Origin of the sequence: Methanomassiliicoccus luminyensis B10, from assembly GCF_000308215.1 — an archaeon.
GTDB classification, from domain to species: domain Archaea; phylum Thermoplasmatota; class Thermoplasmata; order Methanomassiliicoccales; family Methanomassiliicoccaceae; genus Methanomassiliicoccus; species Methanomassiliicoccus luminyensis.
Map to the genome: position 1 here is coordinate 35,485 of NZ_CAJE01000012.1, position 12,572 is coordinate 48,056.

The window sequence follows — 12,572 nt, forward strand, 5'->3', positions numbered from 1 at the left end:
CCTGACCTCAGCTCTTCCGCCCTTCCGCCGACCGTGATCGCATGCTCTTTTCGGAAGTCTTCTTCTTCGTCCTTACTCCGGTCGCATAGTGCCCCAGCGGCAGCTTGTTGATCACCCACAGAGCCAGGAAGCTCAGCGCCACGGTGATGGGGTAGAGGGCCAGATAGAACGCGGCGTCCCCGTACCCCAGTCCTGCCGTCAGCAGCCCCTTCACCACTACGGCGATGATCAGCACGTGGATGAGGTATATCCCGTAAGAGTACACCCCTATCGCCTGCAGCCCCCTCGACACCCAGCCGGGGCGGGCCATTAGCCAGTACGATGCCCTCGCCAGCAGCGCGAACATGACGATGCTGAACGGCAGGACCAGCATGGCCCACCAGAACCCTGTCTTCAGGAACATCAGGCCGACGGCCATGATGGCGGCCGCGGGGACCAGCGCTATGCCGCTCAGCGTCCTGTACCATCGGGACGTGAGAGAGGGGCTGCGGCAGGCAAATATCCCCAGCACGAAGAAGATCAGGTAGCCTGGGAAGAGGCGCTCGGCCACGATGGCCCCCAGGTCCGGCACCACGGAGCCGCCCACAAGGTCGATCGCGTACTGGGTGGCCGGGAACAGCACGCTCCACCACAGTACGTAGAGGACAAGAGAGTACCCCGCCAGCCTCCATCCCTGCCCCCTCGCCTCCAGGCGGGCGTACCACCGGGTCAGGAGCGGGAACAGCAGGTACAGCTGGATGATGATGGCGATGAACCAGAACGCCCCCGCCGCGTCGAACAGGGCGAAGGACAGCGTTGCCCGTTGGACCGACGTATCCACGAACAGGACGCTATAGATTCCATAGATCGCCGTGAACACCACGTACGGCGGTACGATGAAGGCCAGGCGGCGCACGTAGAACTTCGGTGCGCTGTCGACCTTGAAGTACCTCAGCGTGAGAACGAACCCGGAAATGAAGAAGAACAGGGGAACGCCGAAGTCGGCGAAGTGGGTGAGGAACTCGTTAATCGGGGCGATCGCGCTGGGATGCCCGATCATCACGTAGAAGGCCCCGACGTGGATCCAGACGATCGCCAGGATGGCGAATCCCCGGAGGTAGTCGAACTCGCCCCTCCATCCGCTCTTCCCTGCCGACATGTTCCGGCGCTAACGTGGGAGAGGAGACATTATAACCTTAATGGCGCCGGAGCGGCCCACGCAACCCGCCCCCGGCGGGAAGGGACGCTTTCGTGACGGGCCCTCCGCGCCCCGAATTATCTCCATACTCGCGCGGTACCGGATGTCACGTCGAAAAGTTTTTACATGAATTTAGGTATCCCTAAACTATTTAGGGCATCCTAAATACCAGTCCTGCGATCGCAGGCTGGACCGGAGAGAACGATATGAGCAAGGTCGCAATAGTATATTGGAGCGGCACCGGGAACACCGAGGCCATGGCCTCCCTTGTGGCAGAGGGAGCGAAGAGCGCGGGCGCCGAGGTCGAGGTCTATCAGGCCAAGGACTTCGCCCCGGGAACGGCGGAGAGGTACACCAAGATCGCCTTCGGGTGCCCGGCCATGGGCGACGAGATGCTGGAAGAGGATGAGTTCGAGCCCATGTTCGCTTCGGTGGAGCCGACGCTGAAGGGGAAGAGCGTCGCCCTGTTCGGCTCCTATGACTGGGGGGACGGCGAGTGGATGCGCAGATGGGAGGAACGGTGCGCATCCACGGGGGCCAACATCGTCGCCGTGACGATGGCCCACGAAGCCCCTGACAAGGACGCGGAAGCCGCCTGCAAGGCGATGGGGGCCGAGCTGGCGAGGGCAGGGACGTCCCAGGTCCCCGGTGGTTGAGCATGTCGAGGGACGACCTAGGCGAGAGGTTCGAGAGGCAACTGGTGAGACATTGCTCGCCGACGCTGGCCGGGCTCAAGTCCGGAAACATTTTCAACCTTTTCATCGACCTCGGGCAAAGGCGGTCGCTGGATCAGAGCATCAGCGCCTGGAACGCGCGGCTGAACGGAAAGGGCATCTACTTGACAGTTCTAAAATCGGACGGGGCCAGGGCGCTGGTCTACGTGTACCGCAGGGGAATGCTGGCCGAGGACCTGGGGTCGGAGGCCGCCGCGCGGTTCCTTTCACCGTACGGGTACCGGAGCCCGGACCCCGACGCCTCCATCGAGCGCCTGAAGGAGCGAATCGACAGCGCCTCCCCCTTCCCCCATGAGATCGGGCTGTTCCTGGGCTACCCTCTCCACGACGTGGTCGGCTTCATCGAGAACGGCGGCCAGGCCCCTATCCTCTCGGGATGCTGGAAGGTGTACTCGAACGCCGATCAGGCCAGGGAGCGGTTCGAGATGTTCCGGAAATGCAGCGGGGAGTACCTGAACGTGTTCAACTCCGGGACCTCCGCCGATCAGCTGGCGGTGGGTCCGTAGGGAGGGTTCTCTCCCCCTTTACCGACAGTAATTATTTTACCCACCTGTGATATCGAAGCATTCCATGTTGGTGTTCTGCCACCTCTTCATCGGAGCGGTCTTGGGCTTGTTCCTGTACCAGGCCACCGGGAAGCGTTGGATGGTCCCGGTGGCGGCGGCCGGTGCCATGGTGCCGGACCTTATCGACAAGCCGCTGGGGCACCTTATCCTCCAGAGCACTCTGGACTCCGGCCGCATCTTCGGCCATTCCCTGCTGTTCCTGTCGCTGCTGGTCATTGCCGGCCTGATCATATGGAAGTGGCGCTCCTCACTGGCAGGCCTGGTCCTATCGGCCGGCATAGTCTCGCATCTCATCCTCGACTCCATGTGGGAGAACCCCACGACGGTGTTCTGGCCACTCCTGGGGCCGTTCCAGGCGGGCCACTATCCCGACTACTTCGGCAGCTCCTTTATCGTCGAGATCACCTCCCCCACGGAGTGGGTGTTCGGTATCGCCCTGGTGTGGGTGTTCCTAACGCTCTACAAGGATGATATCTTCAGGCCGCTGGACCCGCTCAGGAAGAACCTGGACCCGCTGTCCAAGCCGCTGCTGGGGGCCATGATCGTCCTCGGCATCGGGTACCTCATCATCGGCATCCTGGACATGATCAACGAGCCCGGTGCCGGCACCGCCACCCTCATGCTCGGCGTAGCCTCCCTGTCCGGAGGGGCGGCAATGCTCTCCCGGTACCGGGACGACCCCCTCGTCTGACCCTCTTATTTATACCCTGAGCTACGAAAAGTTCTCGGGGAGCCGTGTGGGAATCGAGGAGCCCGTCATAGTGCTGGGAGGCCTGGGGCCGTCAAGGCTGGGCCTTCTCATGGGCCAGGTCAGGCGCGACCTGATACGGGTAGGGGACCTCATCAACGACATCGACTGGATGATAGCGTCCTCCCCGCCGTTCCTCCGCCCGCTGGCGGAGCAGGGCTTCGAAGCGCGCATGGGCATAGGCCTGAGGGACTGGGAAAATACCACCGACGCCCTCCTGGAGTCGCTCCGGGACATGGAGAGGGCCAGGCTGGACCGCGATACTGACCTGTTCATGCGCCATGCCGGGACCTTCCTGCCCGACAGCCTCGGCGCGGTCGCCTCCCTGAGGACAGTACTGAACGGCATAAGCGCGCTGCCCAGCGAGGCGCCGTCGGAGATAGGGGCCGAGCTGGAAGGGCTGGTGCTCCGCCAGGCCGAGATGGTCGGCGACCTCCTGATATCGCTGGAGATGCTGAACCGCCAGCTCGGCCGGGGGAGCGATCTCATTTCCTCGAAACAGACCTTCTGATCGAGATCGCCACGCCCGCCGCGAGCGCAGAGAGCACCGCGATCGGGAATACCACCGCGGCGAACTCGGGGGCGGCCAGGGCCACCGCGAAGATGGCCAGGCCGCCGGCGCCGGCGGCCAGCAGGGGCCAGTAGACCTTCAACAGGTCATTGCCGGAGCCGTTGAGGGGCTTGGCCCCCGACCCGCCAGCGGCCTTTTTCGACAAAGAGCGGACCATGAGCAGGGCCCCGGCCATGAACGCGAAGGCGATGGCCAGGGGCTCGAGGAGATAATAATAAGCAGGGCGGCGAGGTGACAAGGTATCACCGCCTCAGGAAAAGAAAGTTCAACGGCAGGATGCCGCGGCCCCGGCGTCTCCGCCGGGCCCGGACCGCCGTGGACAGCCCTGCGGAAGCGGCATGGGCCTGCTCCCGGAGGTGGGACAGGGAGCACCCGTCCCTGACCTCATGGCACAGCTCCATGACCACGACCTTCTCGCGAACCTCCCCCTCCTCCCTGACCTTGGTCAGGCGGTGGAGGGAGAACAGGCCGAGCACGAAGGCGACCAGGAAGAAGTACTCCCACTGGGGGGAGTACATCGCCACTATGCCGCCTATCAGCGGGGCGATCCCGGCGGCCAGGGAGCTGAACAGGGTCGACGACGCCAGGTATGCGGTCGCCTCGCCCTTCGGGGCCAGCTTCAGGCCGATGTTCTGCGAGGCCAGGTTGACCCCCGCCTGGGCCATGCCCATCAGCACGTGGATCGCGATGACCATGGGCACGATGACCGGGGTTCCCTGGAACAGGACCGAGGCGGCCCACAGCAGGATGGACCCGATCATGAGGGGCCCGCTGACCCTCATCACGGACTTGTTGGAGAAGCGGTCGGACAACCGTCCCCAGATCCGGAAGAAGGCCAGCATGGAGGCCTGGCTGATCACGGTGAACACCACCACGGTGGAGGTGTCCAGGCCGAGGGTGGTGAGCATATACACCGTCAGGAACGGCAGCGCCAGGTTCACCGCGAAGCTCCAGGAGGACAGGAACATGATGAGGTTCTTGAAGTTCCCGTCCCTGAACGGCTTCTTTAACAGCTCCTGCAGCTTGGGCATGTCGTGCCTCTCCATCTGGGGCTCGGGTATGCCCTTTATCACGAGCACGCCCATGAGCCCGGCCAGGAAGCCAGCCACGAACAGGATCGAGTAACCGGCGATCTCCAGCTCCGGGAAGGCCGTCTTCCACCACGAGATGAAGAACCCCGCGGCCAGGGCCAGGGGGATCCCCACTGCGGTGGAGAGCAGCATTCTCTTGGAGAAGAACCTGCCAAGGTTCTGCTTAGGTACCAGGTCATGGATCCAGGAGTTCCAGCTGCATCCTCCTATGGAGGCCAGCAGCGACTGCATCACCAGGCCCACCAGGACCAATGGCAGCGCGACGCTGAAGGGGAAGATGAACGGGACGAAAGCGATGAGCAGCAGGAAGGACCTGCTGAGCGCGGCCGCCATGACCGTTATGGACCGGCGGACCCTGAGCTTCTCCACCAGGTAGATGGTGGGGATCTGAATGACGTTGGAGAGCGGGGGAATGGTGGCCAAAAGGCCGATCACCAGGTCCGAGGCTCCCAAGGCCAGGGCGAACGCTACTAGGAACACGCTTCCCGTCAAGGTGGACATGACCTGGGTGGCCAGACCATCCATTATGATGTGCCGGAGCCCCTTCTGGACCTCGGTCTCACTGAGTGTTTTAGTAGTGCATCCCATCTCGAATCACGCAGAGCCTTTTGGGCTCTATTCTCTCCGACGACAGGGAGGTTATAAACTTATGACGACCTGATTATCAGTCATGATATCGCAGGCTTTCAGAAGCATCCGAAAGGGTCAAAATAAATATACTGGGTATGCCTGGCCGCCCGGCCGGTCCGGCCTGCGTTTTCCATCTTTATATAATGATAATATCGGCCCGATGAAAAGGTAACGGGAATGGCGTACCTACTTATCCAGCATAGGGCATCGAAAGGTTAAGTATGGGATAACCGATTACATCAATTCCTGCGCGGCCTCATGGGGGCGGCGCGGACTGACAGAACACTGACCAAAGGCGCCTGCATTCGAGGGTCCAGGAGCGTCCGGCCGTCCCCGGTGTCGTCCACCGGGGATCATCCATGGTAATGGGATTCCAGCATTCCGTCGGGAGTGCTGAGGACATAATGAGGAGAGTGGGGTCGGACGCGGCGGTCTTTCAGAGGAGGGTGCGGGCGCCGTTAGATACCATCAGAGGACATTTACCGGAGTGGCAAGGGGTCGGGGGCGTACGTGGCGGGCTGAGGGAGGACGGAACGCCCCCCGCCACTCCATGAGAGGGTGATATTCTGGCATCTAAGGTATTGATCATCGGCGGCGGGATCGCGGGCATCAGCGCCGCTCTGGCCCTGGCCGACCTGGGCCACGCCGTGGAGATAGTGGAAAAAGAAGCGTCCCTGGGAGGCCAGGCGGGTCATCTCGCCATAACGTTCCCCGGCGGCGCCCCCGGGAGCGGCGTGGTCTCCTCTCTGGTGGAGAAGCTGTCCGGGAACGGCGGCATCAAGGTGGACCGGGGTGCCAGGCTCTCCTCCCTGTCCCGCCTGGACGGCCGCTTCGAGGCCGAGCTTGACATCGGCGGCACCGTCAGTGCGGACGCGGTGGTCCTGGCCACCGGCCTGGAGCCGATCTCGCCCTCTGCATATCCAGAGCTGGGGTACGGCGTCCATAAGGGGGTGGTCACCTCCTGGGAGCTGGAGTCCATGATGGATGACGGTCCCGTCAGCAAGGCGGACGGGTCCCCGGCGAAACGGGTCGTGTTCGTGCAGTGCGTTGGGTCGAGGGCGGAGAGGAAAGGGGTACCGTACTGCACGGGGGCCTGCTGCCCCAACGCCATCAAGGAAGCGCTCGCCCTGAAGGAGCGCGACCCGGCTGCCGAGGCGTACGTCCTGTACATCGATATCAGGACCTCGGGGAAGGGACAGGAGGCCATGTACCGCCGGGCCCGGAAGGCGGGGGTCCGGTTCATAAGGGGCCAGCCGTCCATGGTCGTGGAGAAGGACGGCGGCCTGGTGGTGTGCGGAGAGAACACCCTGCTGCGCGAGCTGTACGAGATACCGGCGGACCTGGTGGTCCTGGCCGTCGGTTCGAGGCAGTCCCCGGAGAACCTGCTCCTCCTGGACATGCTGGGGGTACGGCAGGGCGCGTCGGGCTTCCCGGAGCACTTCCAAACCTCGGACGGCGTGTTCCTGGCAGGCTCGGCGGAAGGCCCCATGGACATCCCCACGACCGTGGCCAGCGCCCGCTCCGGCGCCCTGGCGGTCCACAGCTATCTTACCGCTCGCTCAGCCTGATCACCAGGTCGGTGCCGATCCCCATGATCGCCACCACGGCGACCCCGGCCACGGCCATCCGTTCCACCAGGGTCGCGCCGCTGAACAGACCGCCCGCCGAGTTCGAGCAGACCGCGACGGCCATGACCGAGGCTAGGAGCAGCAGGCCCATGCCCAGGAGAAATGATCGGGACGCGGTATCACCATGCTCTTTTGGGAGCGCCGGGGATTTCTAACTATCCACTTATCGTATAACGTGCCGGCCCCGGGTTCACTCGATCAGGTTGACGAACCCCTCGCCCCACCCCGGGGACGAAAGCGCATGCTGGTGCATGTACGTCCCTACCGTCCTGCGGACCATGGCCCCGTCGACCCCATTGCCGAACCCGATCCCCCTGCTCACATCGTAGGCGTACGGCCCGGGGGGAGCGGGGCTCAGTTGCGAGTAGTGGAACTCGTGCGCGCGTATCTCGCGGCCCGGCATGATGAGGTTCTGGGGCGTTCCCTTGGCCCGCACGTAGGTGGGACCCTGCCGTCCCGCGGCCATCATGGCCACGGGGTCGAACACCCCGACCATCTCCACCGCCTCGGAGCCATCGTCGATGGCCCGGCACAGGGTCATGAGGCCGCCGCACTCGCCGTAGACGACCCGCCCTTCCAGGGACATCTGCTTCACTCCTTCCAGGAAGTCATGGTTGGTCGACAGCTCGTAGAGGTACAGCTCAGGATAGCCGCCGCCGAGATAAATGGCGTCTGCGTCAGGCAGCTTCTCCCCGTCGGCGGGGCGGAAGTGCACGATCTCGGCCCCCGCAGCCTTGAGAGCCTCGAGGTTCTCGGGATAATAGAAGCAATACGCTTTGTCCTTGGGCACGGCGATCCTGACCCCCTGAGGGGACCGCCGTGGGAACGGGGAGGAGTCATCAAAGTGGCGCTCCGGCGCCGATTCAGCTATGGCCAGCAGCCTGTCGAGATCGATGCCGGCCACCATGTCCTCTATCTTTCGCAGCACCGGGCCAGCCTCGTGCGGTTCCAGGGTGTGCAGGCCCAGGTGCCTCTCCGGGAGCTTTTCCTTCTGCCCCCTGATGACCCCGATGACCTCTGTCCCAGTAAGGGACTCGACAGCCTCCACGGCCTTCTGCTCGTGCCGGTCGTTGCTGATGTGGTTCAGGATGACCCCCTTGATGTTCACCGTGGGGTCGAGCATCTTGAACCCCAGCACGTGGGCGGCAGCGCTCTTGGCCAGGCTCCTGGCGTTGACGATGAGGATGACGGGAGCGTCGATGTATTTGGCGATCTCGGCGGTGCTGCCGACGTCCGCGGTGGAGGTGAGGCCGTCATACAGGCCTCGCACGCCCTCGACAATGGAGATGTCAGCATCCTTGCTTGCCCATCCGAACACGTTCTGCAGCGTCCCCTTCTCTAGCAGGAACGAGTCGAGGTTCCTCGACGGCCGCCCGGTGGCGGCGGTATGGAACATCGGGTCGATGAAGTCCGGGCCCACCTTGAAACCCTGGACCCTCCTCTCCTTGCTCAGCCGGGCCATCAGCCCGGCGGCGATGACGGTCTTCCCGACCCCGCTGCCGGCCCCAGCCAGCACCACGCGGGGGATGGACATCAGCTCATCTCCCGGAGCAGCGCGCGGATGTTCTCCGGGTCCATGGGGCTGGGCACCGCCAGCTGCCGGTTCGACATGATGGCCCCGCCGAGGCGCCGGTAGGCGCCAGCCTGAGAGTCGTCGGGAGCATGCTCTATGACCGTCATGCCCTGGTTCTCGCACTCGCGCACCACCGCGCTGCGGGGAACGAAGCCGATGAGCTGCGAGCCGATGCGGGTGGCGAACTCTTTGACGATGGCCTCCTCGTTCGCCACTTCCCGGGAGTTGCAGATGATGCCGCCCAGGGGGACGTCGAGGTTCGCCAGCCCTTTGGCGATGTTGTTGGCCGCGTACAGCGCGAGATACTCTCCGCTGGTGACGATGTACACCTCGTTGGCGAACTTCTCCCGGAGCGGGGCGGCGAACCCGCCGCACACAACGTCCCCCGGAACGTCGTATATGAGGACGTCATCGCTCTCCCGGAAGTACGACCTGGAGAGCTCGCCCACCGCCACGATGATGCCGCGCCCGGCGCACCCTACGCCGGCCAAAGGACCTCCGGTCTCCACGCACTTTATCCCGTGGAAGCCTTCGAACACCGCCTCGGTCCTGCCTTCTTTCCTCTGCTCCAGGAATGTCGGTATCTTCCTTCCCCCCAGCAGGGTCATGCTCCCGTCGGACTTGGGGTCACAGCCTATGTACCAGACCTTGAGGCCCGATTCGGCGAGGGCGGCGCATACGTTCGCCGACACTGTGGACTTGCCGATGCCTCCCTTGCCGTAGACGGCGATCTGCCTCATGTCCACCCCTTGTCCGTTATCTCGCGTATGGTGTTCCCGAGCTCGTTGTACAGCACCTTGCTCGTTCCCATGACATCGGCGTGGGTGGTGATCTCCCCCACCGACATGTGGTATCCCTGATCGATGTAGTTGCGCAGCTCCCGTGGCTGATCGGTAACAAGAACATCGTCCTTGCGCAACCCGGGGACGGCATGGGGAAGCCCGGCGATGACCCGCAGGTCCGCCGCCGAAGCGTCAAGCGCCGCGGCGGCCTTGTCCCCGGTGACCGGATATTCATCCAGCCCGCCGGTGATGACATCGACAGCCACGCCCGCCTCATCGAGGTCGCGCAGGATGTCGCTAGAGTAGCGCCGTATGCGCGGCAGCCCCACCTCGGGATCGAGGTTCCCGATGTAAGTGGCGGTGCCGCCGACCTTGCTCCTGGCGTACTCCACTGCTCTCATGACATCGGCGAACCCGTACGCCGTCTCCTTCTTGGCGTTCAGCGCGACGGCCACCTTTCCGCCCTCGCGCAGGGTGTTCACTATGCGCAGGCCTGCGGACAGCTTGGTGGACCCGGGATGGGGCTCCAGGTACTCCCTGCTGGTGAGGCCTCTCTCCTTCTCCAGAAGGGTGGCCTTGGTCAGCATGCTCTTCTGCCGGTCCCGCTCCTCGTACGAGATGACGCGCTTCTCCGCCGCCACCTCCAGCGTCCTGATGGCGCCGGCAGTGTTCGGTCCGGAGCACCCGTGCACATCGACCGGGAGCACCGTGGCCCTCACCCCGGCCTTCTTGACCGCGGCGTCGAGGTCCTCCCCGATGATCATGGACGCGCAGGTGCCGACCACCCCGATCAGTTTGGGCCGGTAGCGTTCGTCCACGCTCTTCAGTATCCGAGCGAGCTTATCGTTCGCGCCGAAGATGAGGTCGTCCTCGTTCATCCCCGTGGTCATGACCCTGACCCCCGCTTCCTCCAGGCGGCGGGCGGCCATGAAGCCGCACCCGGCGGGGCCGTGCATCAGAACGATATCGGCCTCCAAGTCCCTCATGGTGTACATGGCGGCGATGATGGGGTTCGGCCGGGGATGGAGAACATCGATCAGAGGTAGCCCTCCTTGATGCATTGCATCAGCACCTTGTGCCTGCCCCGGACGTCCACGAAGCTGTCGATGCGCCGGAAGCCGGACGGCTCGAACCCCGGCATGTTGATGACGTACTGCCCCTTCACCGCGGGGTGCTTGGACAGGGCCTCGCGCACGTCGTCGAGGACCAGCTTCTCGCACACCTTCTGGTTCACCGGGTCCACCGCCACGCCGATGTCCTCTTGGCCATAGTATCTCTCCAGCACGCTCACGTTCCACTCGATGGAGCCTGCGCTGACGCCTGGGTTTCTTTCGCTGATCAGGTACCAGCCCTTCTCCTTGCTCACCTCGCCCCGCCCGGGAACGCCGCCGAAGCTGCTGAGGCTTCCGATGGCTGCGTCCATGTCCATGCCCAGGGCCACCGCCGCGGCGATGGCGCTGTTGAACGCGGTCTTGTAGCTGGGAACGAGGAAAGTGCCGGGCAGCTTGGTCTTGAACGCGTCGCCGTAGATCTCCACGTTCAGCGGGACCGCCTTCCCCAGCTTCAGCTGCTTGGGCAGGGTGGCGCTGACGTCGCCCCCCGGTCCGAAGGTTATAACATCGGTCCCCTGGGGGACGTGCTTCTCCCACAGGCCCGCTTCGGCCTGGGGGTACACCGCGGCGCTCTTGGCGCTTTCTATCATCTGGACCTTGCCGTCGAACGCCTTCCGGGTCCCCGCCGCGATGGGGTAGTCATCGAGCCCAGTGACCACCGACACGTCCGCGAGCCCGGTCCCTCCGATGCTGACCTCGAAGACCCCGATGTCGACCTGGAGGTCCATCTTTGCTACCGACAGCACCGATGGCGGCGCGATGCTGACCTTGTCCTTCAGGATGGCCCCGGTGCACTCCTCCACGATGGAAAGGCCCTTGCTGGTGAGCAGGGCGACCTTCTGGCCTTCCTGGGCCAGCATGTGGGCGAGGACGTGGCACGCCGAGGTCTTTCCGCGGGTGCCGGTGAACTCCACGGTGGGGTATGGGAACTTGGCGAGCTCGCCGGTGGCCTGGTGGGCGGTGATGCGGCGGGCCATCTTAGCCTCCCCGATGAAATGGTCGGGACAATGGATGGGGACGATGCCCAGATCAAAGGTTTCGGCAGGAGCGGCCTCGGCCACCCTTATGCCGGCCGCGATGAGCTCGCTCTTGAGCTCGGGCTTGCCGGTGTGGTAGATGTCCACTATGGTGACCTGGTCGCCTCTCTCCGCGTACTCGTACGCCAGCACCTCACCTCCATGAGTGAGGTCCAGCACCAGGACCTTCTGGCTCATGCTTTCTGCATCCTGGTCCTGACGCGATCGGCCAGAATCGCGGCGATTCGGTCGTCGTCGCCGATGGGGTCGCAGTATCTGAGGGTGACGGTCTTTCCGTCCACTGTCATCTTGGTCTCGGTGTCCCCGGCCTTCAGGCCTATCTCGCCGGGAATGTCCTCGGTGAGATGTGCACCGGACGCGAGGAAGCAGGGCTGAATGTATATATCGTCGACACCCTGGCCAACCAATGTCTTGATCCCTTCCTTGATGGTCGGGGTGTTGAGCTGCATGAACGCGGCGGCGACCGGGCCGAGGTTCATTTTGCCCATCTTCTCGGCGGTGCTGACCACCAGGTCCTTGTTGTACTGCAGCTTGCTTCCGTGCCCTATTAATAGAACTCCGTTCGTCATTTTCTAAATCCCCTTTTGTCACGTGGCCGCCGGAGCGGTCGATGGCCATAATGCGATATTCGTTAATAAACTTGTGATGAAAGGTGTTACGCAAATTTACATACTGCATACCCGCAAAATCCCGGCTCTGGAATTTAAATGGGGAACGACGGGAAATAAAGAGGAGCCTATTGTGGAATCATGGCCTTTTGCAAGGGCCGCCGTTCCCGATTAAAGGAATAGTCGTGTTACTAATTTAATGTTTCGTAATACTGATGCGTGATGAAGCGGAAGGCGCAACCCGTTCTTTTATCCCGCCCACGGGGCCGTTCGCCTGGGCAATGGCCCCGATCTAGTTGAAATGGCCCGACGCAT

Annotated in this window: 14 protein-coding genes; 5 read left to right on the forward strand and 9 right to left on the reverse strand. The window is 63.5% G+C overall.

Features of this window, described 5'->3' with window-relative positions:
- Window positions 1-7: 7 nt before the first annotated feature.
- Window positions 8-1,138, reverse strand: a complete 1,131-nt coding sequence (locus tag WYS_RS02985) for an acyltransferase (protein WP_019176672.1) — start codon at window positions 1,136-1,138, stop codon at window positions 8-10.
- 245 nt (window positions 1,139-1,383) lie between these two features.
- Between WYS_RS02985 and WYS_RS02990 the strand changes: the two genes are divergently transcribed.
- The 4 genes from WYS_RS02990 to WYS_RS03005 all read left to right on the forward strand — a co-directional run bounded on the left by WYS_RS02990 (window position 1,384) and on the right by WYS_RS03005 (window position 3,736).
- Window positions 1,384-1,833, forward strand: a complete 450-nt coding sequence (locus WYS_RS02990) for a flavodoxin (protein WP_019176673.1) — start codon at window positions 1,384-1,386, stop codon at window positions 1,831-1,833.
- A 2-nt stretch (window positions 1,834-1,835) separates the two neighbouring features.
- On the forward strand, window positions 1,836-2,417 hold the full coding sequence (locus tag WYS_RS02995) for a DUF3793 family protein (protein ID WP_019176674.1): 582 nt from the start codon (window positions 1,836-1,838) through the stop codon (window positions 2,415-2,417).
- A gap of 64 nt (window positions 2,418-2,481) precedes the next feature.
- Complete coding sequence (locus WYS_RS14145) at window positions 2,482-3,168, forward strand: metal-dependent hydrolase (RefSeq protein WP_147654397.1); 687 nt, start codon at window positions 2,482-2,484, stop codon at window positions 3,166-3,168.
- A gap of 46 nt (window positions 3,169-3,214) precedes the next feature.
- The gene (locus tag WYS_RS03005; RefSeq protein WP_019176676.1) at window positions 3,215-3,736 is read left to right on the forward strand and encodes a hypothetical protein; all 522 of its coding nucleotides are present in this window, start codon (window positions 3,215-3,217) and stop codon (window positions 3,734-3,736) included.
- Here WYS_RS03005 and WYS_RS03010 read toward each other — a convergent pair.
- Window positions 3,711-4,034 (reverse strand): hypothetical protein, encoded by a 324-nt coding sequence (locus WYS_RS03010; RefSeq protein WP_147654398.1) that lies wholly within the window; start codon window positions 4,032-4,034, stop codon window positions 3,711-3,713. The two genes, WYS_RS03005 and WYS_RS03010, sit on opposite strands and share 26 nt — an antisense overlap.
- A gap of 4 nt (window positions 4,035-4,038) precedes the next feature.
- The gene (locus tag WYS_RS14150; protein ID WP_147654399.1) at window positions 4,039-5,475 is read right to left on the reverse strand and encodes an MFS transporter; all 1,437 of its coding nucleotides are present in this window, start codon (window positions 5,473-5,475) and stop codon (window positions 4,039-4,041) included.
- A 623-nt stretch (window positions 5,476-6,098) separates the two neighbouring features.
- Between WYS_RS14150 and WYS_RS03020 the strand changes: the two genes are divergently transcribed.
- Window positions 6,099-7,085, forward strand: coding sequence for an FAD-dependent oxidoreductase (locus WYS_RS03020; protein WP_019176680.1), 987 nt, complete (start codon window positions 6,099-6,101; stop codon window positions 7,083-7,085).
- Here the strand turns inward: WYS_RS03020 and WYS_RS15905 are convergent.
- The 6 genes from WYS_RS15905 to cfbA all read right to left on the reverse strand — a co-directional run bounded on the left by WYS_RS15905 (window position 7,066) and on the right by cfbA (window position 12,218).
- Entirely contained in the window at window positions 7,066-7,236 is a 171-nt protein-coding gene (locus WYS_RS15905; protein WP_019176681.1) for a hypothetical protein, read from the reverse strand. The genes WYS_RS03020 and WYS_RS15905 overlap by 20 nt on opposite strands.
- A 99-nt stretch (window positions 7,237-7,335) precedes the next feature.
- Entirely contained in the window at window positions 7,336-8,679 is a 1,344-nt protein-coding gene (locus WYS_RS03030; protein ID WP_019176682.1) for a cobyrinate a,c-diamide synthase, read from the reverse strand.
- The gene (locus tag WYS_RS03035) at window positions 8,679-9,458 is read right to left on the reverse strand and encodes a nucleotide-binding protein (RefSeq protein ID WP_019176683.1); all 780 of its coding nucleotides are present in this window, start codon (window positions 9,456-9,458) and stop codon (window positions 8,679-8,681) included. The genes WYS_RS03030 and WYS_RS03035 overlap by 1 nt, the downstream gene beginning before the upstream one ends.
- The gene (cfbD, locus tag WYS_RS03040) at window positions 9,455-10,561 is read right to left on the reverse strand and encodes a Ni-sirohydrochlorin a,c-diamide reductive cyclase catalytic subunit (RefSeq protein ID WP_081579794.1); all 1,107 of its coding nucleotides are present in this window, start codon (window positions 10,559-10,561) and stop codon (window positions 9,455-9,457) included. The genes WYS_RS03035 and cfbD overlap by 4 nt, the downstream gene beginning before the upstream one ends.
- Complete coding sequence (cfbE, locus tag WYS_RS03045) at window positions 10,537-11,826, reverse strand: coenzyme F430 synthase (protein ID WP_019176685.1); 1,290 nt, start codon at window positions 11,824-11,826, stop codon at window positions 10,537-10,539. Before cfbE ends, cfbD begins: the two co-directional genes overlap by 25 nt.
- A complete protein-coding gene (gene cfbA / locus WYS_RS03050; RefSeq protein ID WP_019176686.1) occupies window positions 11,823-12,218 on the reverse strand; it encodes a sirohydrochlorin nickelochelatase in 396 nt (131 codons plus the stop codon). Before cfbA ends, cfbE begins: the two co-directional genes overlap by 4 nt.
- Window positions 12,219-12,572 lie beyond the last annotated feature (354 nt).

What these genes read in the sequence shown, in the direction of transcription:
- WYS_RS02995 (WP_019176674.1), top strand. Translation starts at nt 1,836, where the DNA reads ATGTCGAGGGACGACCTAGGCGAGAGGTTCGAGAGGCAACTGGTGAGA.
- WYS_RS03030 (WP_019176682.1), bottom strand. Translation starts at nt 8,679, where the DNA reads ATGTCCATCCCCCGCGTGGTGCTGGCTGGGGCCGGCAGCGGGGTCGGG.
- WYS_RS15905 (WP_019176681.1), bottom strand. Translation starts at nt 7,236, where the DNA reads ATGGGCCTGCTGCTCCTAGCCTCGGTCATGGCCGTCGCGGTCTGCTCG.
- WYS_RS02985 (WP_019176672.1), bottom strand. Translation starts at nt 1,138, where the DNA reads ATGTCGGCAGGGAAGAGCGGATGGAGGGGCGAGTTCGACTACCTCCGG.
- WYS_RS03035 (WP_019176683.1), bottom strand. Translation starts at nt 9,458, where the DNA reads ATGAGGCAGATCGCCGTCTACGGCAAGGGAGGCATCGGCAAGTCCACA.
- WYS_RS02990 (WP_019176673.1), top strand. Translation starts at nt 1,384, where the DNA reads ATGAGCAAGGTCGCAATAGTATATTGGAGCGGCACCGGGAACACCGAG.
- cfbD (WP_081579794.1), bottom strand. Translation starts at nt 10,561, where the DNA reads ATGCATCAAGGAGGGCTACCTCTGATCGATGTTCTCCATCCCCGGCCG.
- cfbA (WP_019176686.1), bottom strand. Translation starts at nt 12,218, where the DNA reads ATGACGAACGGAGTTCTATTAATAGGGCACGGAAGCAAGCTGCAGTAC.
- cfbE (WP_019176685.1), bottom strand. Translation starts at nt 11,826, where the DNA reads ATGAGCCAGAAGGTCCTGGTGCTGGACCTCACTCATGGAGGTGAGGTG.
- WYS_RS14145 (WP_147654397.1), top strand. Translation starts at nt 2,482, where the DNA reads ATGTTGGTGTTCTGCCACCTCTTCATCGGAGCGGTCTTGGGCTTGTTC.
- WYS_RS14150 (WP_147654399.1), bottom strand. Translation starts at nt 5,475, where the DNA reads ATGGGATGCACTACTAAAACACTCAGTGAGACCGAGGTCCAGAAGGGG.